We start from the raw sequence: 23,273 nt of genomic DNA on the forward strand, positions 1-23,273 counted from the left end.
ACATGAGTAAATTCTGGAGCCCGTTCGTCAAGGATCTGGTGCCTTACGTGCCGGGCGAGCAGCCGAAACTGGCGAAACTGGTGAAGCTCAACACCAACGAAAATCCTTACGGCCCATCGCCAAAAGCGCTGGCGGCGATGCAGACCGAACTCAACGACAATCTGCGTCTGTACCCGGACCCGAATAGCGATCTGCTGAAAAACGCTGTGGCTACTTATTACGGCGTGCGGGCCAATCAGGTGTTCCTCGGTAACGGCTCGGACGAAGTCCTGGCGCACATCTTCCACGGCTTGCTGCAACACGACAAAGCGGTGCTGTTCCCGGACATCAGCTACAGCTTTTATCCGGTCTACTGCGGATTGTATGGCATCAAGTTCGACGCGGTGCCGCTGGACGAACAGTTCCAGATCAACCCGGCGGACTACGCCAGGCCGAACGGCGGGATCATTTTCCCGAACCCGAACGCGCCAACCGGTTGCCTGCTGGCACTGGACGCGGTGGAGCAAATCCTCAAGGCCAGTCCGGATTCGGTGGTGGTGGTGGATGAGGCTTACATCGACTTTGGCGGCGAGACGGCGATCACTTTGGTGGACCGCTATCCGAACCTGCTGGTGACTCAGACCTTGTCCAAGTCTCGCTCGCTGGCAGGTCTGCGGGTGGGCCTGGCGGTGGGGCACCCGGATTTGATCGAGGCGCTGGAGCGGATCAAGAACAGCTTCAACTCCTATCCGCTGGATCGCCTGGCGAATGTCGGGGCAGCGGCGGCGTTCGAGGATCGCGAGTACTTCGACAAGACCTGCCAGTTGGTCATCGAGCATCGTGAGTGGGTGGTTGCGCAACTCGAAGCGAAGGGCTTTGAGGTGTTGCCATCGGCGGCGAACTTCATTTTTGCGCGTCATCCAAAGCACGACGCGGCCGGGCTGGCAGCGAAGTTGCGCGAGCAAGGCGTGATCGTCCGGCACTTCAAGCAGGAGCGGATTGCGCAGTTCTTGCGGATATCCATCGGCACGCCGGAGCAGAATCAGGCACTGATCGACGGCCTCGGCGAACTCTGATCCAGCGCTGATCCCGTAGGAGCGAGGCTTGCCCGCGAAGAGCGATGACACGGTTTACCTGTTACGCCGAGTTATCGTTCTTCGCGGGCAAGTCGGACCGCCGCACCGCACGTTCCCACAGGGTTTATGGGTTACTCGTGATGCGGTTCACCGAGGAACGTCAGCGAGCTGAACACCCCGCGCGTCGCCACATCCGGATTGTCCTTCAGCACAATCTCCATCTGCGCTGAAATCACATTCAACCCTTCATTGCGCACCACCACCTGCGCGCGTCCATCCTTATCCGTCTCGGTGCTCAACGTATTCGGCGCACTGCGATAGTCACCCGTCAACTTCACCCCCGCCGCCGGTTTCCCATCCAGTAGCACCCGCACTGGCAGCAACTTGCCCGGTCCGACCGTTAGCGGATCAACCTCTGGCAGAATCAGCAGTTTCATCTGATCAAGTTTCGGCAACTTTGCTCCGGGCTGATAAATCGCCAGGCTGTATTTGAAGGTCTGCGTCGACTCGATAGCCCCCGGCACTTTGCTGCGTCCTTCGTTGATCCATTTTTTATCCGCCGTCTGCGACCACATGCCATTGTCCAGCGCCACCGCCATCACGGCGGGCGGCTTCAACGGTTGCAGACGTGCGTGATCGGCCAGGCGCTGTACGGTCACCGGGATCAGTTTGCCGTTGACGTCATAGGCCCAGGCGCCGCTGATTTTTTGTGCCTTGAAGGCGTTGTCTTCGGCGCCGTGGCCGTAAATCACTTCGATGTTGCCGCGACGTTGTTCGGTCCAGAGACCATGGGCCGACACCTGGCCGGTAAACAACAGGCCGAGCAGCAGGCTGAGCAGTGCGGGTTTGAGGTGTTGCATGGGAACTTCCTTTTACAGATTGAGTGTGAGGCTGACGGTGAAATTGCGCGGCTCGCCGGGGTTGACCCAGTAATTGCTGTACGAGCGCTCGTAGTATTTCTCGTCGAAAAGGTTGTTCAGGTTCAGGCCGACAGTGACGTTTTCGCTGGCCTTGTAATGGGCCAGCAGGTCGACGGTGCGGTAAGCCGGCAGCTCGAAATCGCTGCCGGATTCGCCTGAGCGATCGCCGACGTAAGTGAACGCCGCGCCGACGTCGGAACCGCGCAAACGGCCATCCTGAAACTCATAAACGCCCAGCAGACTGCCACTGCGCTTGGCGACGCCGAGGATTCGGCTGCCGGTGGGAATTACCTTGTCGCCCTCGGTGACCTCGGCGTCGATGTAGGCGAAGGCACCGATCACCCGCACGGCGTCGGTCACTTGCCCGGTGACTTGCAGGTCAAATCCCTGGCTGCGGGCCTTGCCCATGGCGCGGCTGGTGTCTGTGCCCGGGTCGAGCGCCAGGACGTTTTCCTTTTCGATATGGAAGGCGGCGAGGGTGGTGCTCAAGCGGTCGTCGAACAGCTCGCTCTTGATCCCGACTTCGTAACCGACGCCTTCTTCCGGGTCGAAGGATTGGCCGCCCGCGTCCAGGCCGTTGTTCGGCTTGAACGAGGTGGAGGCGTTGGCGAACAGCCCGACTTCGGGTGTCAGCTGATAAAGCAGACCGGCCCGTTGGGTCAAGGCGTCGTGACTCTGGCGGCTGGTGGCACCGCGGCTGTGATCGTCGATGCTTTGCTCGAAGTGTTCGAAGCGGGCACCGAGCATGCCGCGCAGTTTGTCGGTGAAGACAATCTGGTCCTGCAGGTTCAGCGCCCGGCTTTCGACGTGTTCAAAAAGGTCGGTGCCGGAGCGCTTGCCGTTGGGTTTCGGCTGACCGTAGACGGGCTGATAAATGTCGATGGCGTAGGGGCCGCCGGCAATGGTCGTGACCCGTTCGTTCTTGCGGAAATTTTCATACTCGCTGCCAATCAGCAGTTCGTGTTGCCAGCTGCCGAGGTCGAACAAACCGCGCAATTCGAGTTGGGTGATGCTGTCGTGCCAGTTGGTATCGCGCTCGCGATAACGTCGATTCACTGTGTGACCGTCGGCATTCAGCGGACGACTTTCGGACGCGAAGCCCCAGAGTTTGCCTTCCTTGTAATGGCTGGCCAGGCGCAGCTTCCAGCTGTCATTGAGATGATGTTCGAGCGAGGCTTGCAGCAGATTGTTGTGGTTGTCGATGTTGCCGTCATTGGGTTCGCCAAGGAACATCGAACGGGAAACGCCACTCCATTTGTTGTTCGGCGTGACAATGCCGCGATCGAACGTGGAGCTGTGACGGACGAATTCGCTTTCCACCAAGAGGCTGGTGTCCGGGTTCAGTTGCCAGCTGAAGGAGGGGGCGACAAATACGCGCTGGCTGTCGACGTGGTCGCGGAAGCTGTGGTTGTCTTCGACGGCCAGGTTGATTCGCGACAGCACGTTGGCGTCGTCATCCAGCGGCGTGTTGACGTCGAGCGCCGTGCGATAGCGATCCCAACTGCCGGCGCTGGTTTGCAGGGTGGTGAACGCTTCGGGCTGGGGTTTCTTGGTGACGATGTTCACCGTGCCGCCCGGATCGCCGCGCCCGTAGAGACTGGCGGCGGGTCCTTTGAGCACTTCGATGCGCTCGATGTTGGCGACGTCCGGGGTGCTCGGGTAACCCCGGTTGGCGCTGAAGCCATCCTTGTAGAACTCCGAGGTGGTAAAGCCGCGCACGCTGTATTCGTAAAGCGTCAGGCCGCCGAAGTTATTCTGCTTCGACACACCGCCGGCAAATTCCAGGGCGCGCTCGACACTGGTGCTGCCCAGGTCATTGAGCACACTGACGGGAATCACGCTGATGGATTGCGGGATGTCGCGGATCGCGGTATCGGTTTTGGTCGCGCTGGAAGACCGCGTGGCGCGGTAGCCCTGGACCGGGCCGGTAGGCGATTCGTAGTCGGAGGTGACGCTGATGGCGTCCAGTTCGAGGGTGCCGGGCTCTTCGGCGAAGACCGGGTCCCCCAGCAGGCCGAGGGCAAGACTTGCCACAGAAGCCATTGTTCGAGACGACATGTTATGTTGTTCCAATTGAGATATTGAAACAATATAACATGCCTAATGAGAATGTCTGCTGTTAGCCCGAGATCCTCGGGCCAGGGTCAGTTTTCTTCTTTCTCTTTAACCGGCGCCGGTGGCGGACGCAGGCCGATCTCAGCCGTTAGCTTCAGCTCTTTGCCGTTGCGCATCACCTGAATGGTGACCTTGTCGGTCGGTTTGATCCGTGCGACCTGGTTCATCGAACGACGACCATCGCCGGCCGGTTCGCCGTCGATGCTGAGGATCACGTCCCCCAGTTGCAGGCCGGCCTTCTGCGCCGGACCGTCACGGAAAATCCCTGCGACCACAATACCCGGGCGCCCCGACAGACCAAACGACTCCGCCAGTTCCTGGGTCAACGGCTGCACTTCAATCCCCAGCCAACCGCGAATCACCTGCCCGTGTTCGATGATCGACTTCATCACTTCCATGGCCAGTTTGACCGGGATCGCAAAACCGATGCCTTGCGAGCCGCCGGACTTGGAAAAGATCGCCGTGTTGATGCCGGTCAGGTTGCCGTTGGCATCCACCAGCGCACCGCCGGAGTTGCCGGGGTTGATCGCGGCGTCGGTCTGGATGAAATCTTCGTAGTTGTTCAGGCCCAACTGGTTACGACCGGTGGCGCTGATGATGCCCATGGTCACGGTCTGGCCGACGCCGAACGGGTTGCCGATGGCCAACGCGACGTCACCGATGCGGATGTTGTCGGAGCGACCGACGGTGATCGATGGCAGGTTTTTCAGGTCGATCTTCAGCACCGCGAGGTCGGTTTCCGGGTCGCTGCCGATGACGCGGGCCAGGGTTTCGCGACCGTCCTTGAGCGCGACCACGATCTGGTCGGCACCGCTGGTGACGTGGTTGTTGGTCAGCAAATAACCTTCCGGGCTCATGATCACGCCCGAGCCCAGGCTCGACTCCATGCGCTTCTGCTTGGGCGAGTTGTCGCCGAAGAAGCGGCGGAACTGCGGGTCTTCGAACAAGGGATGGTTCGGTTTGTTGATGACTTTGGTGGTGTACAGGTTCACCACCGACGGCGCGGCGGTGGTGACCGCGTCGGCATAGGACACCGGACCTTGCTGCATCGTGGTGGTTTGCGGGGCTTGCTGCAGGTTGACGTCGAGGCTCGGAAGCCCGACCCACTGCGGGTAACGCTGGATGATCAACAGAGCGATAAGCACGCCGGCCAACAGCGGCCAGCCGGAAAAACGCAGCGCCTTGAGCATTAAGCACGTCCTGAGAGGTTGCAGGCGGTATGAGACCGCCCATAATGTCGCGCATTATACGAGGCGCAGCTCGCCTCTGAACGGGATATTTAGGAGTCTTTTATGGCCGTCGCCTTGAGCACCCTGGTCGAAGAAGCCGACCGTTATCTGAACAGTGCCAGGATTGCCGATTACTGCCCCAACGGCTTGCAGGTCGAAGGTCGGCCGCAGGTGATGCGCATCGTCAGCGGCGTCACGGCAAGCCAAGCGTTGCTGGACGCCGCGGTCGAAGCCCAGGCTGATCTGGTGCTGGTGCATCACGGCTATTTCTGGAAAGGCGAGAATCCGTGCATCACCGGTATGAAGCAGCGTAGGTTGAAAACCCTGCTCAAGCACGACATCAGCCTGCTGTCCTATCACTTGCCGCTGGATCTGCATCCGGACGTCGGCAACAACGTGCAGCTGGCGCGTCAGCTCGACATCACGGTCGAAGGCCCGCTGGATCCGGACAACCTTAAGGTTGTCGGCCTGGTCGGCTCGTTGAGCGAACCGATGACGCCCCGCGATTTCGCTCGCCGGGTGCAGGAAGTCATGGGCCGCGAGCCGTTGCTGATCGAAGGCAGCGAAATGATCCGCCGCGTTGGCTGGTGCACCGGTGGCGGCCAGGGTTATATCGATCAGGCCGTGTTGGCCGGGGTCGATCTGTACCTCAGCGGCGAGGCCTCCGAGCAGACCTTCCACAGCGCCCGGGAAAACGACATCAGCTTCATCGCCGCCGGCCACCACGCCACCGAGCGCTATGGCGTGCAGGCATTGGGTGATTACCTGGCCCGCCGGTTTGCCCTTGAGCACATCTTTATCGATTGCCCGAATCCGATCTGATCAACACCGCAAACCAACTGTGGGAGCGAGCCTTCAGCGCCCAAACGAGGGGGTATATTCATATGCCCTTTCGATCTAGCTGGCGTCCTGATTAGAAGAGGTTGCTGTGCTAGGATTCCCCGCTCGAACACGGCCCGCTGGCCGTCCATAAGATCGTTTTCGTGAGTAGCCATGGTCGACAAACTGACGCATCTGAAACAGCTGGAGGCCGAAAGCATCCACATCATCCGCGAGGTCGCCGCCGAGTTCGATAACCCGGTGATGCTGTACTCCGTCGGTAAAGACTCCGCCGTGATGCTGCACCTTGCGCGCAAGGCATTCTTCCCGGGCAAACTGCCGTTCCCGGTGATGCACGTCGACACCCGGTGGAAGTTCAAGGAGATGTACGCGTTCCGCGACCGCATGGTCGAAGAACTCGGCCTTGACCTGCTGGTACACGTGAACCCCGATGGCGTCGCGCAGGGCATCAACCCGCTGACCCACGGCAGTGCCAAGCACACCGACATCATGAAAACCGAAGGCTTGAAACAAGCCCTCGACAAGTACGGCTTCGACGCCGCTTTCGGTGGCGCTCGCCGCGACGAAGAGAAGTCCCGCGCCAAAGAGCGCGTGTATTCCTTCCGCGACACCAAGCACCGCTGGGACCCGAAAAACCAGCGCCCGGAACTGTGGAACGTCTACAACGGCAACGTCAACAAGGGCGAATCCATTCGTGTGTTCCCGTTGTCGAACTGGACCGAACTGGACATCTGGCAGTACATCTACCTCGAAGGCATCCCGATCGTGCCGCTGTATTTCGCCGCCGAACGCGACGTCATCGAGATGAATGGCACCTGGATCATGATTGACGACGAACGCCTGCTCAATCACCTGAGCGACGAAGACAAGGCGCGCATCGTCAAGAAGAAAGTCCGTTTCCGCACACTGGGTGACTACCCGCTGACCGGTGCGGTCGAGTCCGAGGCCACCAGCCTGACCGACATCATTCAGGAAATGCTCCTGACGCGAACTTCCGAACGCCAGGGCCGGGTCATCGACCACGATGGCGCAGGCTCGATGGAAGAAAAGAAACGTCAGGGTTATTTCTAAGGGGTTGTCATGTCGCACGCATCTGATTTGATCAGCGAGGACATCCTCGCCTATTTGGGCCAGCACGAACGCAAGGAAATGCTGCGCTTTCTGACCTGTGGCAACGTCGACGACGGCAAGAGCACCCTGATCGGGCGCCTGCTGCACGACTCCAAGATGATCTACGAAGATCACCTGGAAGCCATCACCCGCGACTCGAAAAAAGTCGGCACCACCGGCGACGATATCGACCTGGCATTGCTGGTCGACGGCCTGCAGGCCGAACGGGAGCAGGGCATCACCATTGATGTCGCGTACCGTTATTTCTCCACCGCCAAACGCAAATTCATCATCGCCGACACCCCGGGCCATGAGCAGTACACCCGCAACATGGCCACCGGTGCGTCCACCTGTGACCTGGCGATTATCCTGATCGACGCCCGCTACGGCGTGCAGACCCAGACCCGTCGCCACAGCTTCATTGCCTCGTTGCTGGGCATCAAGCACATCGTGGTGGCCGTCAACAAGATGGACATCAATGGCTTTGACCAAAGCGTGTTCGAGTCGATCAAGGCCGATTACCTGAAGTTCGCCGAAGGCATCGCGTTCAAACCGACCACCATGGCCTTCGTGCCGATGTCGGCCTTGAAAGGCGATAACGTGGTGAACAAGTCCGAGCGCTCGCCGTGGTACACCGGCCAGTCGCTGATGGAGATTCTCGAGACCGTCGAGATCGCCAACGACCGCAACTACACCGACCTGCGTTTCCCGGTGCAGTACGTCAATCGTCCGAACCTGAACTTCCGTGGTTTCGCCGGCACCCTGGCCAGCGGCGTCGTGCACAAGGGCGACGAAGTCGTTGTGCTGCCGTCGGGCAAGAGCAGCCGCGTAAAATCCATCGTCACTTTCGAAGGTGAGCTGGAACACGCAGGTCCAGGTCAAGCGGTCACGCTGACCATGGAAGACGAGATCGACATTTCTCGCGGCGACTTGCTGGTGCACGCCGACAACCTGCCGCAAGTGACCGACGCCTTCGACGCCATGCTGGTGTGGATGGCCGAAGAGCCGATGCTGCCGGGCAAGAAGTACGACATCAAGCGCGCCACGAGTTACGTGCCGGGTTCGATCACCAGCATCGTCAATCGTGTTGACGTGAACACCCTGGAAGAAGGTCCGGCCAGCTCGTTGAACCTGAACGAGATCGGTCGGGTCAAGGTCAGCCTCGACGCCGCGATCGCGCTGGACGGTTACGCCAGTAACCGCACCACCGGTTCGTTCATCGTCATCGATCGGTTGACCAACGGCACCGTTGCCGCCGGCATGATCATTGCTCAGCCGTTGGCGCATGGCAGCAGCACGCACCACGGCAAACTGGCGCACGTGGCCACCGAAGAACGCGCCCAGCGTTTCGGTCAGCAACCGGCCACCGTGTTGTTCAGCGGCCTGTCGGGCGCGGGCAAAAGCACCCTGGCTTACGCGGTTGAACGCAAACTGTTTGACTTGGGTCGTGCGGTGTTTGTCCTCGATGGTCAGAACCTGCGTCACGACCTGAACAAAGGTCTGCCGCAGGATCGCGCCGGGCGTACCGAGAACTGGCGTCGTGCCGCACACGTTGCGCGTCAGTTCAACGAAGCTGGTCTGTTGACCTTGGCAGCGTTTGTTGCGCCAAGTGCTGAAGGTCGTGAGCAGGCGCGGGAACTGATCGGCAAGGAGCGTCTGCTGACGGTCTACGTCCAGGCCTCGCCGACGGTCTGTGCCGAGCGTGATCCGCAAGGCCTTTACGCGGCGGCCGGGGATAATATCCCGGGCGATTCCTTCCCGTATGACGTGCCGCTGGACGCCGACCTGGTGGTCGACACCCAGTCGCTGTCGCTGGAAGAAAGCGTCAAGCAAGTGCTGGATCTGCTGCGCAAGCGCGGCGCGATCTAAGCGCTAGTCGCTCCAATAAAAAACCCGCAGACAAGTGATTGTCTGCGGGTTTTTTGTTGCCTTGAAATCGCCATCGCTGGCAAGCCAGCTCCCACAGGATTCGAGTCGTACGCGGTAGATGTGTCCACCATAAAAACCTGTGGGAGCGGGCTTGCCAGCGATGAGGCCGGTACAGGCGCCTGATTACTTCGCCGGATACTCCCGATGCAATTGCTCCAGCAGTGCATCCTTGTCTAACCAAAGCTGATTGATCCAACCCTGAAACTGCAACCGATACTCCCCGTCCTGGTCGTAGTTCTTGCCAATGAACTGCGGCGGAATCTTCAGCTCCTGAAAATGCACCACTACATCCTTCACATTCCCGCACAGCAGATCCCAGTAACCGGGACGCCCGGCCGGGTAGTGAATGGTCACGTTGACGATCGACTCAAGTTGTTCGCCCATCGCATCCAGCACAAACGCAATGCCGCCGGCCTTGGGCTTGAGCAGATACTTGAACGGTGATTTCTGCTGCGCGTGCTTGCCCTCAGTAAAGCGCGTGCCTTCGACGAAATTGAAAATCCCCACCGGATTATTGCGGAACTTGTCGCAGGTCTTACGGGTGGTTTCCAGGTCTTTGCCTTTCTTCTCCGGGTGCTTTTCCAGGTAGGCCTTGGAATAGCGCTTCATGAACGGAAAACCGAGCGCCCACCAGGCCAGGCCAATCACCGGCACCCAGATCAGTTCCTGTTTGAGGAAGAACTTCAGCGGCTGGATGCGACGGTTGAGCACGTACTGCAACACCATGATGTCCACCCAGCTCTGGTGGTTGCTGGTGATCAGGTACGAGTGCTTATAGTCCAGCCCTTGCAGGCCGCTGAGGTGCCAGCGGGTGCGGCAGACCAGGTTCATCCAGGCCTTGTTGTTGCTGATCCAGGCTTCATGGGTGTGGCTCATCAACCAGAGCGAGAAGCGCTGGGTGAGGGCAAAGGGCAACACCTTGATGATCGCCACGCAGAACAAAAACGAGCAAAGCAGAATGGTATTTAACGCCAGCAACAACGATGCAATCACGCCGCGCACGGCGGCAGGTAGAAAAGCCAGCATTTAAAGATCCATAGGTCGGTTGGCAGCTTGAATCGCGGTCAACGCGATGGTGTACACGATGTCATCGACTTGCGCGCCGCGCGGCAGGTCGTTCACCGGTTTGCGCAGGCCTTGCAGCATCGGCCCGAGGCTGACGCAATCGGCACTGCGCTGCACGGCTTTGTGCGTGGTATTGCCGGTGTTCAGGTCGGGGAACACGAACACCGTGGCGCGCCCGGCGACCTGGCTGTTCGGTGCCAGTTGCTTAGCCACGGTTTCGTTGGCGGCGGCGTCGTATTGCAACGGGCCGTCGATCAGTAGCGAGTTCTGCTGTTCGTGGGCGAGCAGCGTCGCTTCGCGAACCTTTTCGACTTCTTCGCCGCTGGCCGATTCACCGCTGGAGTAGCTGATCATCGCCACACGCGGGGTGATGCCGAATGCGGCTGCCGAGTCGGCGCTTTGCAGAGCGATCTCGGCCAGTTCGCTGGCGCTTGGGTGCGGGTTCATCACGCAGTCGCCGTAGACCAGCACTTCTTCGGGAAACAGCATGAAGAACACCGACGACACCAGCGTGCAGCCCGGTGCCGTTTTGATCAGCTGCAGGGCCGGGCGGATGGTGTTGGCGGTGGAGTGAATGACCCCGGAGACGAGGCCGTCGACTTCATCCAGCGCCAGCATCATGGTGCCGATCACTACGGTGTCTTCCAGTTGTTGCTCGGCCATCGGGGCGTTGAGGCTTTTGCTTTTGCGCAGCGCAACCATCGGCTCGACGTAGCGCTCGCGAATCAGGTCCGGGTCAAGGATCTCCAGCCCCGGCGGCAGCTCGATGCCCTGGGCGCGGGCGACGGCCTCGACGTCTTCCGGTTTCGCCAGCAACACGCAACGGGCGATGCCGCGCGCCTGACAGATCGCCGCCGCTTGTACGGTCAGCGGCTCGCTGCCTTCAGGCAGGACGATGCGCTTGTTGGCGGCCTGGGCGCGCTGGATCAATTGATAGCGGAACACCGCGGGCGACAGGCGCATTTCACGCGGGGTGCCGCAACGCTGGTGCAGCCAGTTGGCATCCAGATGACTGGCAACGAAGTCGGTGATGATCTCCGCACGTTCGCGGTCGTCGATCGGGATTTCCTTGTTCAGACCGTTTAACTGGTTGGCGGTGTCGTAGGAGCCGGTGCTCACCGACAACACCGGCAAGCCTGCCTGCAACGCGCCCCGGCACAGGTCCATGATGCGCGGGTCGGGCAGGGTGTCGCTGGTCAGCAACAGGCCGGCCAGGGGCACGCCGTTCATGGCGGCGAGGCTGACGGCGAGGATGATGTCGTCGCGATCGCCGGGCGTCACCACCAGCACGCCGGGCTTGAGCAGCTCCACGGTGTTGCGCATGGTGCGGGCGCAGATGATGATTTTGGTCATGCGCCGGGTTTCGTAATCGCCGGCATTGAGAATCTGCGCGCCCATCAGATCAGCGACGTCGCGGGTGCGCGGCGCGTTCAATTCCGGCTGGAATGGAATGCAGCCGAGCAAGCGGAAATCACCGCTGCGCAGCAACGGCGAATGCTCCTTCAAGCGCGAAGCGAAGGCCTCCATGCTTTCATCGGTCTTGACCTTATTGAGGATCACGCCGAGGACTTTCGGGTCTTTCGGGCCGCCGAACAATTGCGCCTGCAATTCCACCCGGCCAGACAGTTCGGTCAGCACTTCGTTTTCCGGTGCCGAGACCAGGATCACTTCGGCATCCAGGCTCTTGGCCAAATGCAGATTGACCCGCGCGGCGTAACTGGCGCTGCGGGTCGGGACCATGCCTTCGACGATCAGCACGTCCTTGCCGACGGCCGCTTGCTGATAAAGGGTGATGATTTCTTCGAGCAGCTCATCCAGCTGACCGTCGCCGAGCATGCGCTCGACGTGGGCCAGACCGAGCGGCTGCGGCGGTTTCAAACCGTGAGTGCGGGCCACCAGTTCAGTGGAACGTTCAGGCCCGGTGTCACCCGGGTGCGGCTGGGCAATCGGTTTGAAAAAGCCGACTTTGAGGCCGGCGCGCTCAAGGGTGCGCACCAGCCCGAGGCTGATGGAGGTCAGACCCACACCAAAATCGGTGGGCGCGATAAAAAAAGTTTGCATGCGGATTCTCTAAGGGTGCATGGCAATGGCGATCATCTATATCTGACGATCTACCGAAATTCAGTCGCCAAGGTTATCGCTAACCGAGCCTTGTGCGCACCAACCGCAATCAAAGGGCTGGCCTATTTTTTCAATACGTTGCGCGGGGTCCAGGACCCAGGCGCGCGATTGCCACGGTGGCTGGTGACGCAGGTGCTGGGTGTGGCCGCAGGAAAGCTCGGCCACCCAATGCCCGTCCTCATCCTGATGGAAACCGGTGACCGTCGAGTCTTTCGCCGCGATCCGTCTGTCCGGGTTGTGTTCGCTTTCGGACGATTGCTTCGCTAAACTTGGCCTTTCTTCATTCTTATGCAAAAGGTCTCGCCCCATGCTGATCGCCGCCAATAAGGCTGTCTCCATCGACTATACCCTGACCAACGACGCTGGTGAGGTCATCGACAGCTCCGCCGGCGGCGCGCCGCTGGTCTACCTGCAAGGCGCAGGTAACATCATCCCGGGCCTGGAAAAGGCGCTGGAAGGCAAAGCAGTCGGCGACGAGCTGACCGTAGCCGTTGAACCTGAAGATGCCTACGGCGAATACGCTGCCGAACTGGTCAGCACCCTGAGCCGCAGCATGTTCGAAGGCGTCGACGAACTGGAAGTGGGCATGCAGTTCCACGCTTCCGCGCCGGACGGCCAGATGCAGATCGTCACCATCCGCGATCTGGACGGCGACGACGTGACTGTCGACGGCAACCACCCGTTGGCCGGTCAGCGCCTGAATTTCCAGGTCAAGATCATCGACATCCGTGACGCCAGCCAGGAAGAAGTCGCTCATGGTCACGTCCATGGCGAAGGTGGCCATCACCACTGATTTTCTGCGCTAAGCTCAGAGAACTGGAGAGGCGCCCGAGGGCGCCTTTTTAGTCCGCGGCTGTCCCTGGCGACAACGCCAAGTGGCTGTTTCGAGTAGAACACGGGAATCTGGAGTTCGTCATGAGTGCTTTTCACGACCTTAAATTGACAGCCCTGGATGGACAGGAGCTACCGCTGGCGCCCTTTAAAGGGAACGTCGTGCTGGTGGTCAACGTCGCCTCCAAATGTGGCTTGACCCCACAGTACGCGGCACTGGAAAACCTTTACCAGAAGTACAAAGGCCAGGGTTTCAGTGTGCTGGGCTTGCCGTGCAACCAGTTTGCCGGGCAGGAACCGGGCACCGAGCAAGAGATCCAGGAATTCTGCAGCCTCAACTATGGCGTGACCTTTCCGTTGTCCAGCAAGCTGGAAGTCAACGGTCACGATCGTCATCAGCTGTACCGTCTGTTGGCGGGCGAGGGCGCGGAGTTTCCGGGGGACATCACCTGGAACTTCGAAAAATTCCTGCTGGGCAAGGACGGCCGTGTGTTGGCGCGGTTCTCGCCGCGCACAGCGCCGGATGATCCGACGGTCATCCATGCGATTGAAAAAGCGCTGAGCTGAAATCCCCCGTTCTAGGAGCCGGCTTGCTGGCGATGGTCGTCAACGATAACGCGGAAAGCCTGACCCTCCGCGGTGTTATCGAGTCCATCGCCAGCAAGCCGGCACCTACAGTACGTCTTACCTTTTAGATCTTAATCACTGCAATCAATAGTGCTGTTCAATCCATTCTTCGCTCCATATTATCGCCGTCATAAAGTCTTATCACGTGGAGCGTCCCATGCCAGTCAAAGCCCTGTTCAAACCGTTCCACCTCGGCACCCTCGAACTGCCGACCCGCGTCGTCATGGCGCCGATGACCCGTTCGTTTTCGCCGGGCGGCGTTCCCAATTCGAAAGTGATCGAGTACTACCGTCGTCGCGCCGCTGCCGGCGTCGGCCTGATCATCACCGAAGGCACCACCGTCGGGCACAAGGCCTCCAACGGCTACCCGAACGTGCCGCATTTTTACGGTGAAGCCGCGCTGGCGGGCTGGAAGAAAGTGGTCGACGCGGTCCACGCCGAGGGCGGCAAGATCGTTCCGCAGTTGTGGCATGTGGGCAGCGTGCGCCGCATCGGCACCGAGCCAGATGCCAGCGTGCCGGGCTACGGTCCGTCGGAGAAACTGAAGGACGGTCAGGTCGTGGTTCACGGCATGACTCAACAAGATATCCAGGACGTGATCGCCGCGTTCGCCCAGGCGGCTAAAGACGCCCAAAGCATCGGCATGGACGGTGTGGAAATCCACGGCGCCCACGGCTACCTCGTGGACCAGTTCTTCTGGGAAGGCAGCAACCAGCGCACCGACGAATACGGTGGCAGCCTGGCCAACCGCTCGCGTTTCGCCATCGAATTGATTCAGGCGGTGCGTGCAGCCGTCGGCGAAGGCTTCCCGATCATCTTCCGTTTCTCGCAGTGGAAGCAGCAGGATTACACCGCGCGCCTGGTGCAAACACCGGAGGCGCTGGGGGAGTTTCTCAAGCCGCTGTCCGACGCCGGCGTGGACATTTTCCACTGTTCGACGCGCCGTTTCTGGGAGCCGGAGTTCGACGGTTCCGAGCTGAACCTGGCCGGCTGGACCCGCAAGCTCACAGGCAAGCCGACCATCACCGTGGGCAGCGTTGGCCTGGATGGCGAGTTCCTGCAGTTCATGGTCAACACTGACAAGATCGCGCAGCCGGCCAGCCTGGAAAAACTGCTGGAGCGCTTGAACAACGACGAGTTCGATCTGGTGGCGGTAGGGCGTGCGCTGCTGGTCGACCCGGACTGGGCGCAGAAAGTGCGTGATGGTCGTGAGGAAGACATCCTGCCGTTCAGCCGTGAGGCGTTGATGACGCTGGTTTAAGCGGCGACTGGTCGGGCCTTATCGCGGGCAAGCCCGCTCCCACAGTGTGGCGGGGTGTTCACCAAATTATGTGATCACCACAAAATCCTGTGGGAGCGGGCTTGCCCGCGAAGACTGACTCAATGTCACCAAAGATTCAGGGTAAGGATGCTGCACCAGGAACCCCCTGTTCCCTGACACAAGCCCCTCGCAACTGCCCCTCAAACTGCTCGATAATCGCCGCCCAGCCCTGACGACTAGCATGCTGGCGCGCATTGAGCCGCACGCAACGCAAGGTTTCGCGCTCCTCCAACAACCACGTCGCGGCATCGCAGAACGCCTCTTCGTCCCCCGGCATCGCCAACACGCCGTTGTAGCCGTGGCGAATGTGTTGAGCCGCAGCAGCCTGATCGTAGGCCACCACGCCCAATCCCGAGGCCAGCGCTTCAAGCACTACATTGCCGAAAGTTTCGGTCAAGCTCGGAAACAGAAATACATCCGCTGACGCATAGTGACTGGCCAATGCTTCGCCACGTTGTGAACCGCAGAAAATTGCGTCAGGCAGTTCCTTCTCCAAAAAACCTCGCTGCGGCCCGTCGCCGACCACGATCAACTTCAATTTGCGCTGTGGATAAGTGGCCTCCATCGCGTCAAAACAGCGCTTGAGCAAGCCAAGATTTTTCTCCTGCGCCAGGCGTCCTACGTGGATGACCGCGATGTCCTTCTCGGCGAGCCCCCACTGTTCGCGTAAGGATTGCAGGCGTTTCACCGGATGAAACAATTGGCTGTCGACCCCTCGGGACAACAACGCCAGACGCTCGAAATGACGCCGCTCCAGTTCCATTCGTTGGCTGATGCTCGGCACTAACGTCAGCGTCGAGCGATTGTGAAACCAGCGCAGGTAATGAGTCAGCAAGCGCGACAGCAAGCCGAGCCCGTACTGATTGGAATACTGCTGAAAATTGGTGTGAAAGCCGCTGACCACTGAAATCCCCAAACGCCGCGCCGCCCGCAACGCCGACAATCCCAGCGGCCCTTCCGTGGCGATGTAGAGCACGTCCGGGCGATGGCGTTTCCAGCGCCGCAGCAGCTTGTGCATCGACGACTGACCCCATTGCAAACCCGGATAGCCCGGCAACGGCCAGCCGCGACACAGTAACAATTCATCGCTACTGGCCGCCAGCTGATCGCAGCCCTGACGCGGCCGCACCAGTTCGACCTGATGCCCGCGCGCGCGCAAGCCATCGCACAAGCGGCCGAGGGTATTGGCCACGCCGTTGATTTCCGGTGGGAAGGTTTCGGTGATCAGGGTGATATGCAGAGCTGTCGTCATGACCCCAGTGTCGGCTGGGGGCATGTCGTCATTGTGGCGTTTCGATGATGGATTTGTGACGGTGTCAGCGTTGGGTGACCAGATTCTCTGCGCCGCGCTCACGCACCCAGAACAGGGTCGCACCCGCCACAGCCGCCGGCATCATCAGGATGTTGACCACCGGTATCAGCAGCACCAGATACACGATCCCGCCAAAACTCATGCTCTGCCAACGCTTCTGCCGCAGCCAGGCGAGCATCTCGTTCCAGCCCAGCTTGTGGTTGTCCGCCGGGTAGTCGATGTACTGGATCGCCATCATCCACACCCCGAACAGCAGCCACAGCGGCGCGGCGATGATGTTCACCACGGGAATGAACGAGAGAATGAACAACCCGATTGCCCGCGGCAGGAAGTAGCCAAGTTTGCGCATTTCACGGGACAGGGTGCGCGGGATCATGGCGATCAGTTCGCCCCAACTGAACGCCGGGAAGTCATCGGTGCCCCGCACCACCACTTCGACCTTCTCCGCCAGGAAGCCGTTGAACGGCGCGGCAATGACGTTGGCGAGCATGGTGAAGGTGAAAAACACCATCAGAACCACCAGCACGACAAAAATCGGCCAGAGGACGTAATTGAGAAAACTCAGCCAGTCGGGCAGGGATGGCATCAGCGTATCGACCCACAGGCTGAATTGATGGCTGGCCAGGTAGATCAATCCGACGAACAGCACGAGGTTGATCGCCAGGGGCAACAACACGAACAAACGCAGGCTGGGGCTCAAAACCAGCTTGAGGCCTTCGCGCAGGTATTGCGGGCCGGACAGAACAGGGGCGGGCATAACGTGCTCCGAGCAGAGGGGGAAACGCGCCGACCTTACCGGCTTTGCCTGACAGGCGAAAGCGCGGTCGAAGCATCGACATCAACTGTAACAAAGGCGTCTCTATATTCAGTGTGACGGGATAGAGACCACCTATGAGCTGGATTGTTAAACCGTATTTCCTTAATCTTCGCCCCCTCGATACGCTGCACCCATTCTTTTTACAGGACTGTCGAGTTCAAGCCTTCCCCAAGTGCTTTCAACGGTCCTTTTTTATTCCCGCCGGCAACCCGGCGTTCCGCGCCAGGTGTTCCAGGCCGGTCAACAGGAGCAGGTCATGTCTGAAGTCCGTCATTCGCGAGTGATTATTCTCGGTTCCGGCCCTGCCGGTTACAGCGCCGCGGTCTATGCCGCCCGTGCCAACCTCAAGCCACTGCTGATCACCGGCATGCAGGCCGGCGGTCAACTGACCACTACCACCGAAGTCGACAACTGGCCGGGCGACGTCCACGGCCTGACCGGCCCGGCGTTGATGGACCGCATGAAAGAGCACGCCGAGCGCTTTGAAACCGAGATCGTTTTCGATCACATCAATGCCGTGGACTTCGCTGCCAAGCCGTACACCCTGATCGGCGACAGCGCGACTTACACGTGCGACGCCCTGATCATCGCCACCGGCGCCAGCGCGCGTTACCTCGGTCTGCCATCGGAAGAAGCGTTCATGGGCAAAGGCGTATCGGCCTGCGCAACCTGCGACGGTTTCTTCTACCGCAACAAGCCAGTGGCCGTGGTCGGTGGCGGCAACACCGCTGTCGAAGAAGCGCTGTACCTGGCCAACATCGCCAGCACCGTGACCCTGGTTCACCGTCGCGAAACCTTCCGCGCCGAGAAGATCCTGATCGACAAGCTCAATGCCCGCGTTGCCGAAGGCAAGATCATCCTGAAGCTGAACGCGAACCTGGACGAAGTCCTGGGCGACAACATGGGCGTCACCGGTGCCCGCCTGAAGAACAACGATGGCAGCTTTGACGAGCTGAAAGTCGACGGCGTGTTCATCGCCATTGGCCACACCCCGAACACTTCGCTGTTCGAAGGCCAGCTGACGTTGAAAGACGGCTACATGGTTGTGCAGGGCGGCCGCGACGGCAACGCAACGGCCACCAGCGTCGAAGGCATCTTCGCTGCCGGTGACGTGGCTGACCACGTTTACCGTCAGGCCATCACCTCGGCCGGTGCCGGTTGCATGGCGGCACTGGATGCCGAGCGTTACCTCGACGACCTGCAGAATGCCAAGTTCTGAAATCGTTGAAATGAAAAAACCGGCTTCGGCCGGTTTTTTTGTGCCCACAGAAAGTGCGGTCAACACAAACCCCTGTGGGACTACAGGGACTTTATATTCGGATCAGTTTCTTCAGACACGCCTCAAGAATATCCAGGCCTTCCTCCAGCACTATCGCCTCAGTCGTCAACGGTGCCAGTAGCCGAATAATGTGGCGCGACTTGCCGCTGGGCATCAGCAGCAAACCCGCGTCTCGCGCCAGACTCAGAAGTTGCGTCAACTGCGCGGAGGCCGGGGAGCCGTCGGCATGGGTCAGTTCGATACCGCGCATTGCACCGACGCCGGTCAAACGACCCAGGTACGGTGAAAGCTTGCTTGCGCGCCAGGACTCGTAACGGCTGACAATCGCTTCTTCCTGTTGTGCGCCCCAGGCGTGCAGGTTGGCATCCGTCATTTCATCCAGCGTCGCCAATGCGGCGGCGCAGGCGATGGGGTTTCCAGAATAGGTGCCGCCCAGTCCACCTTTGGGCAAGGTGTCGAGCAGCGACTTGCGCCCGACCACCGCGCCCAGTGGAACACCGCCGGCGATGCTTTTGCCCAGCAGGATCAGGTCCGGCTCGATGCTCAGCCGCGAAAAGGCAAAACGCTCGCCGGTGCGGCCGAAGCCGGACTGGATTTCATCGGCGATCAGCAGAATGTTTTTTTCATCGCAGAACGTGCGCAGTGCTTGGGCGAACGCCACGTCCATCGCCAGGAAGCCCGCTTCGCCCTGTACCGGTTCGACGATGAAACAGGCCACATCTTCAACGTCGATCTCGACACTGAACAGTCGATCCATGGCTTTCAAGGCGTCGGCACAGGTCACGCCGTTGTCCTTGCTCGGGTACGGCAAATGGAACACCGGCCCCGGTAGCACACCGACTTTCTGCTTGTAAGGCGCGACTTTGCCATTGAGGTTGAGTGTGGCCAGGGTACGGCCGTGGAAGGCGCCGTCGAACGCGATGACCGCAGTGCGACCAGTGGCGCCACGCACGATCTTCAGGGCGTTTTCCGCCGCTTCTGCGCCGCTGTTGGTGAGCATGCCGCTGACTGGGTAGTCGACCGGCATGAATGCGGTCAGACGATCCATCAGTTCGATGTAGGGCTCGTGCGGTGCAGCGTTGAACGCGTAGTGAGTCAGCCGGGTGGCTTGTTCGCGAATGGCCTCGACAATGCGCGGATGGCAATGGCCGAGGTTCAGTACGCCGATGCCGCCGACAAAGTCGATGTAGCGTTTGCCATCGGTGTCCCACACCTCGGCATTTTTGCCGTGGCTGAGCGTGACAGGATGAACGACGTTGATCGACTGGCTGATGGTTTCGCTGCTCATGGATGACCGACTCTGAAGAAGGGAGGCTTCTTTTTATCTAAGCCGTGAGCAGTGGTTTGGGGCAAACGAAATAAAGTGGCCGGGTCAATCTTAAAAGTCGGGATGTGTGCGAATAAGAGATGGGCAGGCAAAGCGTAACCTGTGGCGAGGGAGCAAGGTCCCTCGCCACAGGGGTGTTATCAGCGTCGAGTCAGCGGCTGTTGGGTGAATGTGACCCCGGCCAGCCCGTGCGTAATCAACGCGCGAATGTTGCCGTGGTCGTTGCCTTCAGGCGTGGCCACCACCGAGCGGTAATGCTCGCCAAAGGCCAGCAGCGTCTCTTCATCGCTCAGGCCTTCCAGCAGCGCCAGGCCCAGGGTCTTGCACGAACCTTCGTTCTGCCCGGCGGCGTTTTCCACGCCACCGTTGTTGAAAGCCTGAGGCTGGTAGTCGTAACCCGCAGCGATGAACGCCAGGGTGTCGGCGAAAACATGTTCACCGCTCTTGAGGCTGGCGCGCAGGGTATTCAAATCACTCATTGGGTTTTCCTTTGGCGAACGCCGCTTGTTGTTCGGCGTTGGCTTCTTGCTGGTATTGGGCTTTCCACTCGGCGTAAGGCATGCCGTAAACCACTTCGCGGGCGTCATCGAGGCTGACCTCGATCTGGCGTTCATCGGCGGCGGCCTTGTACCACTTGGACAGGCAGTTGCGGCAGAAACCCGAGAGGTTCATCAGGTCGATATTCTGCACGTCCTTGCGGCTGTCCAGGTGGGCGACCAGCCGGCGAAAGGCGGCGGCTTCAAGTTCCAGGCGTTGTTGATCGTTCATGGCGGGCTCTGTGCAATCCAATCGTGGCGCGGATGATAAAAGTCTGACGGACAATGCGCCAGACGTGCTCAGCGGCTCGCTGCAAGCGTAATGGACACCGACTCGGCGAATCGCAGGGCGTGGGGCTTGTCGACTTCAACCTCGGCGTACAGCACCGACGTGTTGGCCATCACCAGATCGAGGATTTCCTGGGTCAGGCGTTCGAGCAGGGCGAAGCGATTGCCTTCCACGTGGGCGATGATCGCCTTGGTGATGGTCCGGTAATTCAGCGCGTGATCGATGTCGTTGTCACGCACCGCTTCCTGAGCGGCATACAGGATGGTCAAGTTGATCAGCACATCCTGCTTGTTGAGGATTTCATCCTCGTTGATCCCGATGAAGGTCCGCAGGCACAGGTCCTTGACCCGGATGCGTGCCATTCCTGGTTGAAGTTGTGGCATTGCTACTTGCTCCGTCCAATCAATTGCAGGAACTCCTGGCGGGTGTTGCTCGACTCGCGGAAGGCGCCGAGCATCACCGAGGTGTTCATGGTCGAATTCTGTTTCTCGACGCCGCGCATCATCATGCACATGTGCTTGGCTTCGATGACCACCGCGACACCGGCCGCGTCGGTCACCTGTTGCACCGCCTCGGCGATCTGCCGGGTGAGGTTTTCCTGTATCTGCAGGCGGCGGGCGAACATGTCCACCAGCCGCGCGATCTTCGACAGGCCCAACACCTTGCCCGTCGGAATATAAGCCACATGGGCCTTGCCGATGAAGGGCAGCAGGTGATGTTCGCACAACGAATACAGTTCGATGTCGGCGACGATGATCATCTCGTCGGTGTCTGACGCAAACAGTGCGCCGTTGACGATCTCTTCGACACTCTGGTCGTAGCCATGGCAGAGGTACTGCATGGCCTTGGCCGCGCGAACCGGGGTGTCTTGCAGTCCTTCGCGGTCGGGGTTTTCACCGAGATTGATGAGAATTTCGCGATAACTCTGGGACAGGGCGTTCTGGTGCAGGGATAACGTCATGGAACATCCTCGCGGGGGCCGCTTATTTGATGTGCCGTCCGCCGTTGACGGTCAGGGTCGTACCGGTGACATAAGGGTTGTCGAGCAAATAACGCAGGCTCTGGTAGATCACTTCGCTGCCGGGTTCGATGCCCAGCGCGGACTTGGCCAGGGCCTTGGCGCGGTACGCAGCGTCGTCGTCGGGATTGAACATTAGCAGGGCTGGCGCGATACCGTTGACCTTGATTGTCGGCGCGTATTTCGCGGCGAAGGACAGGGTGAGGCTGTCGAGCCCGGCTTTGCTGGCGCAGTAGCCAATGTGTTTGCTGCTGCCCTTGTGGGTAACGTCATCGCTGATGTGCACGATGTCGGCGGGGCTTGAGCGTTCGAGCAAGTCGGCACAGTGCAGGTTGATCAGGTAGGGCGCCAGCATGTGCACGCTGAACATGCGGGTGAAGGCCTCGGCGTCCGTGTCCGGGGTTTCGGCCAGCCATTCGGAAGCGTTATGGACAATGGCTCGCAGGTTGTCGGTGTGGGTTTTCAGTTGAGTGATGAACGCGAGGATCCCCGCCTCAGTGGAGAAGTCGGCAAATACCGCAGTGGCGCCCAGGTCGCGCAATGTCTGCACGCCGGGGCGTTCGCTGCGGTAGCTGAAGATCACCGAATGGCCGTCTTCGAGCAAACGCTGCGCACAGTGCAGGCCGACACGCTGGCCGGCACCGGTGATGAGGATCGGAGCTGCGGAAGAGGTCATGAACGGCTCGCGTCGCGGTAAGAGCAAAACTATACCAGCGCGCAGCGACGTACACCTATTGTGGGAGCGAGCCTTTGTGGCGAGAGGATAAATCCCCTCGCCACAAAGGCTCGCTCCCACATTGAGATCAGTGGTTTTGAGGGGTGGGTTCTACGGGCAACGGCCGCGCCGGAGTGCTGTTCAGCCAGCTGGCCAGCACGCGGGTCGACAGCGGAATGAAGAAGTAGACCATCAACGGCGTCAGGCACAGGGTGCTGATGAGCACGCGCGGCAGCAGGCTCATGTCGCCGAGCAACGGCCCCAATACAAAATTGAACAGCAGCGAAACCGGAAAGAATGCCAGCCAGATCGCCACGGCCTGCTTCCAGCGGGGTGGGCGCTGGCCGACCGCACCGAACCAGCCTTCAATGCCACTCACGCGATGTTCCGTCTTATGCGCAAACAGATCGCTGCCGCGCGCCAGCCATGCGGTTCGCGAAGCGGAATGCTCCCAGGCGTGCATGGTTTGCTCGTTGGCAAAGCGGAAAATAATCTGGAATTCGTTATCGCCGGGCGGCGGGGCGAGCACGCCTGAGCCGAGATAACCGGGGAAGTCGGTGGCCAGTTGTTCGCCTTCGCGCAACCAGGCCATCAGGTCCTGATAACGCCCATCGGCGACGCGGCGTGCAACCATCAGCGTGACGGGTGAGGTAGACATGGTGTATCTCCGTATAACAGACGCGTCACTCCGGGTAGGAGTTTCGCCAGGCGCAGCGCCGGGGTGATGGGCTGCGTCTTGAGACAAGCAAGGATTATTCCTGATTCTGACGTATACACCAGCGACATCGTCGTTTTTCAGCCTTGAACAGGCATGGGG

The 23,273-nt window shown here is 60.1% G+C and carries 23 protein-coding genes; 8 read left to right on the forward strand and 15 right to left on the reverse strand.

Features of this window, described 5'->3' with window-relative positions; translation table 11 throughout:
* Window positions 1-2 precede the first annotated feature (2 nt).
* On the forward strand, window positions 3-1,055 hold the full coding sequence (hisC, locus tag K0F88_RS16520) for a histidinol-phosphate transaminase (RefSeq protein ID WP_219095731.1): 1,053 nt from the start codon (window positions 3-5) through the stop codon (window positions 1,053-1,055).
* Between the two features lie 131 nt (window positions 1,056-1,186).
* Here hisC and K0F88_RS16525 read toward each other — a convergent pair whose 3' ends face one another.
* The 3 genes from K0F88_RS16525 to algW form a co-directional block, all read right to left on the reverse strand.
* Window positions 1,187-1,915, reverse strand: a complete 729-nt coding sequence (locus K0F88_RS16525; protein WP_219095732.1) for a DUF4198 domain-containing protein — start codon at window positions 1,913-1,915, stop codon at window positions 1,187-1,189.
* A gap of 12 nt (window positions 1,916-1,927) precedes the next feature.
* Window positions 1,928-4,033, reverse strand: coding sequence for a TonB-dependent siderophore receptor (locus K0F88_RS16530; RefSeq protein WP_219095733.1), 2,106 nt, complete (start codon window positions 4,031-4,033; stop codon window positions 1,928-1,930).
* 86 nt (window positions 4,034-4,119) lie between these two features.
* A complete protein-coding gene (algW, locus tag K0F88_RS16535) occupies window positions 4,120-5,280 on the reverse strand; it encodes a Do family serine endopeptidase AlgW (protein WP_219095734.1) in 1,161 nt (386 codons plus the stop codon).
* A gap of 102 nt (window positions 5,281-5,382) precedes the next feature.
* Between algW and K0F88_RS16540 the strand changes: the two genes are divergently transcribed.
* The 3 genes from K0F88_RS16540 to cysN all read left to right on the forward strand — a co-directional run bounded on the left by K0F88_RS16540 (window position 5,383) and on the right by cysN (window position 9,138).
* Window positions 5,383-6,141, forward strand: coding sequence for a Nif3-like dinuclear metal center hexameric protein (locus tag K0F88_RS16540; protein ID WP_109628001.1), 759 nt, complete (start codon window positions 5,383-5,385; stop codon window positions 6,139-6,141).
* 171 nt (window positions 6,142-6,312) lie between these two features.
* Window positions 6,313-7,230 (forward strand): sulfate adenylyltransferase subunit CysD, encoded by a 918-nt coding sequence (gene cysD / locus K0F88_RS16545; protein WP_010463281.1) that lies wholly within the window; start codon window positions 6,313-6,315, stop codon window positions 7,228-7,230.
* A 9-nt stretch (window positions 7,231-7,239) separates the two neighbouring features.
* Entirely contained in the window at window positions 7,240-9,138 is a 1,899-nt protein-coding gene (gene cysN, locus K0F88_RS16550) for a sulfate adenylyltransferase subunit CysN (protein ID WP_219095735.1), read from the forward strand.
* Between the two features lie 183 nt (window positions 9,139-9,321).
* On the opposite strand, the gene K0F88_RS16555 is transcribed toward cysN, so the two are convergent.
* From K0F88_RS16555 to K0F88_RS16565, 3 genes are read right to left on the reverse strand one after another with little or no spacing between them, the layout of a single operon-like run.
* Window positions 9,322-10,224, reverse strand: coding sequence for an acyltransferase (locus K0F88_RS16555; protein WP_219095736.1), 903 nt, complete (start codon window positions 10,222-10,224; stop codon window positions 9,322-9,324).
* Window positions 10,225-12,324, reverse strand: coding sequence for a phosphate acetyltransferase (gene pta / locus K0F88_RS16560; RefSeq protein WP_219095737.1), 2,100 nt, complete (start codon window positions 12,322-12,324; stop codon window positions 10,225-10,227).
* 60 nt (window positions 12,325-12,384) lie between these two features.
* A complete protein-coding gene (locus K0F88_RS16565; RefSeq protein ID WP_094469150.1) occupies window positions 12,385-12,723 on the reverse strand; it encodes a DUF3565 domain-containing protein in 339 nt (112 codons plus the stop codon).
* Here K0F88_RS16565 and K0F88_RS16570 point away from each other — a divergent pair.
* The 3 genes from K0F88_RS16570 (at window position 12,692) to K0F88_RS16580 (ending at window position 15,103) form a co-directional block, all read left to right on the forward strand.
* Complete coding sequence (locus tag K0F88_RS16570) at window positions 12,692-13,177, forward strand: peptidylprolyl isomerase (RefSeq protein ID WP_045061434.1); 486 nt, start codon at window positions 12,692-12,694, stop codon at window positions 13,175-13,177. The two genes, K0F88_RS16565 and K0F88_RS16570, sit on opposite strands and share 32 nt — an antisense overlap.
* 122 nt (window positions 13,178-13,299) lie before the next feature.
* Window positions 13,300-13,782 carry a glutathione peroxidase gene (locus K0F88_RS16575; protein ID WP_219095738.1) on the forward strand — a complete coding sequence of 161 codons (483 nt, stop codon included), beginning with the start codon at window positions 13,300-13,302 and terminating at the stop codon, window positions 13,780-13,782.
* A gap of 217 nt (window positions 13,783-13,999) precedes the next feature.
* Complete coding sequence (locus K0F88_RS16580) at window positions 14,000-15,103, forward strand: NADH:flavin oxidoreductase (RefSeq protein ID WP_076028629.1); 1,104 nt, start codon at window positions 14,000-14,002, stop codon at window positions 15,101-15,103.
* Window positions 15,104-15,239: 136 nt separating this feature from the next.
* Here K0F88_RS16580 and K0F88_RS16585 read toward each other — a convergent pair whose 3' ends face one another.
* Together K0F88_RS16585 and cysZ are read right to left on the reverse strand one after the other, a co-directional pair.
* Window positions 15,240-16,439 (reverse strand): glycosyltransferase family 1 protein, encoded by a 1,200-nt coding sequence (locus K0F88_RS16585; RefSeq protein WP_219095739.1) that lies wholly within the window; start codon window positions 16,437-16,439, stop codon window positions 15,240-15,242.
* 40 nt (window positions 16,440-16,479) lie between these two features.
* Entirely contained in the window at window positions 16,480-17,232 is a 753-nt protein-coding gene (cysZ, locus tag K0F88_RS16590; protein WP_219095740.1) for a sulfate transporter CysZ, read from the reverse strand.
* A 316-nt stretch (window positions 17,233-17,548) separates the two neighbouring features.
* Here cysZ and trxB point away from each other — a divergent pair, with 316 nt between their 5' ends.
* Window positions 17,549-18,511, forward strand: coding sequence for a thioredoxin-disulfide reductase (trxB, locus tag K0F88_RS16595; RefSeq protein ID WP_010463259.1), 963 nt, complete (start codon window positions 17,549-17,551; stop codon window positions 18,509-18,511).
* Window positions 18,512-18,602: 91 nt separating this feature from the next.
* Here the strand turns inward: trxB and K0F88_RS16600 are convergent, their stop codons facing one another.
* The 7 genes from K0F88_RS16600 to K0F88_RS16630 form a co-directional block, all read right to left on the reverse strand.
* Complete coding sequence (locus K0F88_RS16600; RefSeq protein WP_219095741.1) at window positions 18,603-19,859, reverse strand: aspartate aminotransferase family protein; 1,257 nt, start codon at window positions 19,857-19,859, stop codon at window positions 18,603-18,605.
* Between the two features lie 179 nt (window positions 19,860-20,038).
* Window positions 20,039-20,377, reverse strand: coding sequence for a HopJ type III effector protein (locus K0F88_RS16605; RefSeq protein ID WP_219095742.1), 339 nt, complete (start codon window positions 20,375-20,377; stop codon window positions 20,039-20,041).
* On the reverse strand, window positions 20,370-20,666 hold the full coding sequence (locus K0F88_RS16610; RefSeq protein WP_095129425.1) for a DUF1244 domain-containing protein: 297 nt from the start codon (window positions 20,664-20,666) through the stop codon (window positions 20,370-20,372). Before K0F88_RS16610 ends, K0F88_RS16605 begins: the two co-directional genes overlap by 8 nt.
* A gap of 68 nt (window positions 20,667-20,734) precedes the next feature.
* On the reverse strand, window positions 20,735-21,106 hold the full coding sequence (gene folX, locus K0F88_RS16615) for a dihydroneopterin triphosphate 2'-epimerase (protein ID WP_008000591.1): 372 nt from the start codon (window positions 21,104-21,106) through the stop codon (window positions 20,735-20,737).
* Window positions 21,107-21,108: 2 nt separating this feature from the next.
* Complete coding sequence (folE, locus tag K0F88_RS16620) at window positions 21,109-21,684, reverse strand: GTP cyclohydrolase I FolE (protein ID WP_219095743.1); 576 nt, start codon at window positions 21,682-21,684, stop codon at window positions 21,109-21,111.
* 22 nt (window positions 21,685-21,706) lie between these two features.
* Window positions 21,707-22,417, reverse strand: coding sequence for a dihydromonapterin reductase (folM, locus tag K0F88_RS16625; protein WP_219095744.1), 711 nt, complete (start codon window positions 22,415-22,417; stop codon window positions 21,707-21,709).
* A 127-nt stretch (window positions 22,418-22,544) separates the two neighbouring features.
* The gene (locus K0F88_RS16630; protein ID WP_219095745.1) at window positions 22,545-23,114 is read right to left on the reverse strand and encodes an antibiotic biosynthesis monooxygenase; all 570 of its coding nucleotides are present in this window, start codon (window positions 23,112-23,114) and stop codon (window positions 22,545-22,547) included.
* Window positions 23,115-23,273 lie beyond the last annotated feature (159 nt).

The organism is Pseudomonas sp. UMAB-40 (genome assembly GCF_900095275.1).
GTDB lineage: Bacteria > Pseudomonadota > Gammaproteobacteria > Pseudomonadales > Pseudomonadaceae > Aquipseudomonas > Aquipseudomonas mandelii_B.

Bases quoted from the DNA above. Each gene is read 5' to 3' on its own strand.
- hisC (WP_219095731.1), top strand. From the start codon at position 3: ATGAGTAAATTCTGGAGCCCGTTCGTCAAGGATCTGGTGCCTTACGTG.
- K0F88_RS16525 (WP_219095732.1), bottom strand. From the start codon at position 1,915: ATGCAACACCTCAAACCCGCACTGCTCAGCCTGCTGCTCGGCCTGTTG.
- K0F88_RS16530 (WP_219095733.1), bottom strand. From the start codon at position 4,033: ATGTCGTCTCGAACAATGGCTTCTGTGGCAAGTCTTGCCCTCGGCCTG.
- algW (WP_219095734.1), bottom strand. From the start codon at position 5,280: ATGCTCAAGGCGCTGCGTTTTTCCGGCTGGCCGCTGTTGGCCGGCGTG.
- K0F88_RS16540 (WP_109628001.1), top strand. From the start codon at position 5,383: ATGGCCGTCGCCTTGAGCACCCTGGTCGAAGAAGCCGACCGTTATCTG.
- cysD (WP_010463281.1), top strand. From the start codon at position 6,313: ATGGTCGACAAACTGACGCATCTGAAACAGCTGGAGGCCGAAAGCATC.
- cysN (WP_219095735.1), top strand. From the start codon at position 7,240: ATGTCGCACGCATCTGATTTGATCAGCGAGGACATCCTCGCCTATTTG.
- K0F88_RS16555 (WP_219095736.1), bottom strand. From the start codon at position 10,224: ATGCTGGCTTTTCTACCTGCCGCCGTGCGCGGCGTGATTGCATCGTTG.
- pta (WP_219095737.1), bottom strand. From the start codon at position 12,324: ATGCAAACTTTTTTTATCGCGCCCACCGATTTTGGTGTGGGTCTGACC.
- K0F88_RS16570 (WP_045061434.1), top strand. From the start codon at position 12,692: ATGCTGATCGCCGCCAATAAGGCTGTCTCCATCGACTATACCCTGACC.
- K0F88_RS16565 (WP_094469150.1), bottom strand. From the start codon at position 12,723: ATGGAGACAGCCTTATTGGCGGCGATCAGCATGGGGCGAGACCTTTTG.
- K0F88_RS16575 (WP_219095738.1), top strand. From the start codon at position 13,300: ATGAGTGCTTTTCACGACCTTAAATTGACAGCCCTGGATGGACAGGAG.
- K0F88_RS16580 (WP_076028629.1), top strand. From the start codon at position 14,000: ATGCCAGTCAAAGCCCTGTTCAAACCGTTCCACCTCGGCACCCTCGAA.
- K0F88_RS16585 (WP_219095739.1), bottom strand. From the start codon at position 16,439: ATGCCCCCAGCCGACACTGGGGTCATGACGACAGCTCTGCATATCACC.
- cysZ (WP_219095740.1), bottom strand. From the start codon at position 17,232: ATGCCCGCCCCTGTTCTGTCCGGCCCGCAATACCTGCGCGAAGGCCTC.
- trxB (WP_010463259.1), top strand. From the start codon at position 17,549: ATGTCTGAAGTCCGTCATTCGCGAGTGATTATTCTCGGTTCCGGCCCT.
- K0F88_RS16600 (WP_219095741.1), bottom strand. From the start codon at position 19,859: ATGAGCAGCGAAACCATCAGCCAGTCGATCAACGTCGTTCATCCTGTC.
- K0F88_RS16605 (WP_219095742.1), bottom strand. From the start codon at position 20,377: ATGAGTGATTTGAATACCCTGCGCGCCAGCCTCAAGAGCGGTGAACAT.
- K0F88_RS16610 (WP_095129425.1), bottom strand. From the start codon at position 20,666: ATGAACGATCAACAACGCCTGGAACTTGAAGCCGCCGCCTTTCGCCGG.
- folX (WP_008000591.1), bottom strand. From the start codon at position 21,106: ATGCCACAACTTCAACCAGGAATGGCACGCATCCGGGTCAAGGACCTG.
- folE (WP_219095743.1), bottom strand. From the start codon at position 21,684: ATGACGTTATCCCTGCACCAGAACGCCCTGTCCCAGAGTTATCGCGAA.
- folM (WP_219095744.1), bottom strand. From the start codon at position 22,417: ATGACCTCTTCCGCAGCTCCGATCCTCATCACCGGTGCCGGCCAGCGT.
- K0F88_RS16630 (WP_219095745.1), bottom strand. From the start codon at position 23,114: ATGTCTACCTCACCCGTCACGCTGATGGTTGCACGCCGCGTCGCCGAT.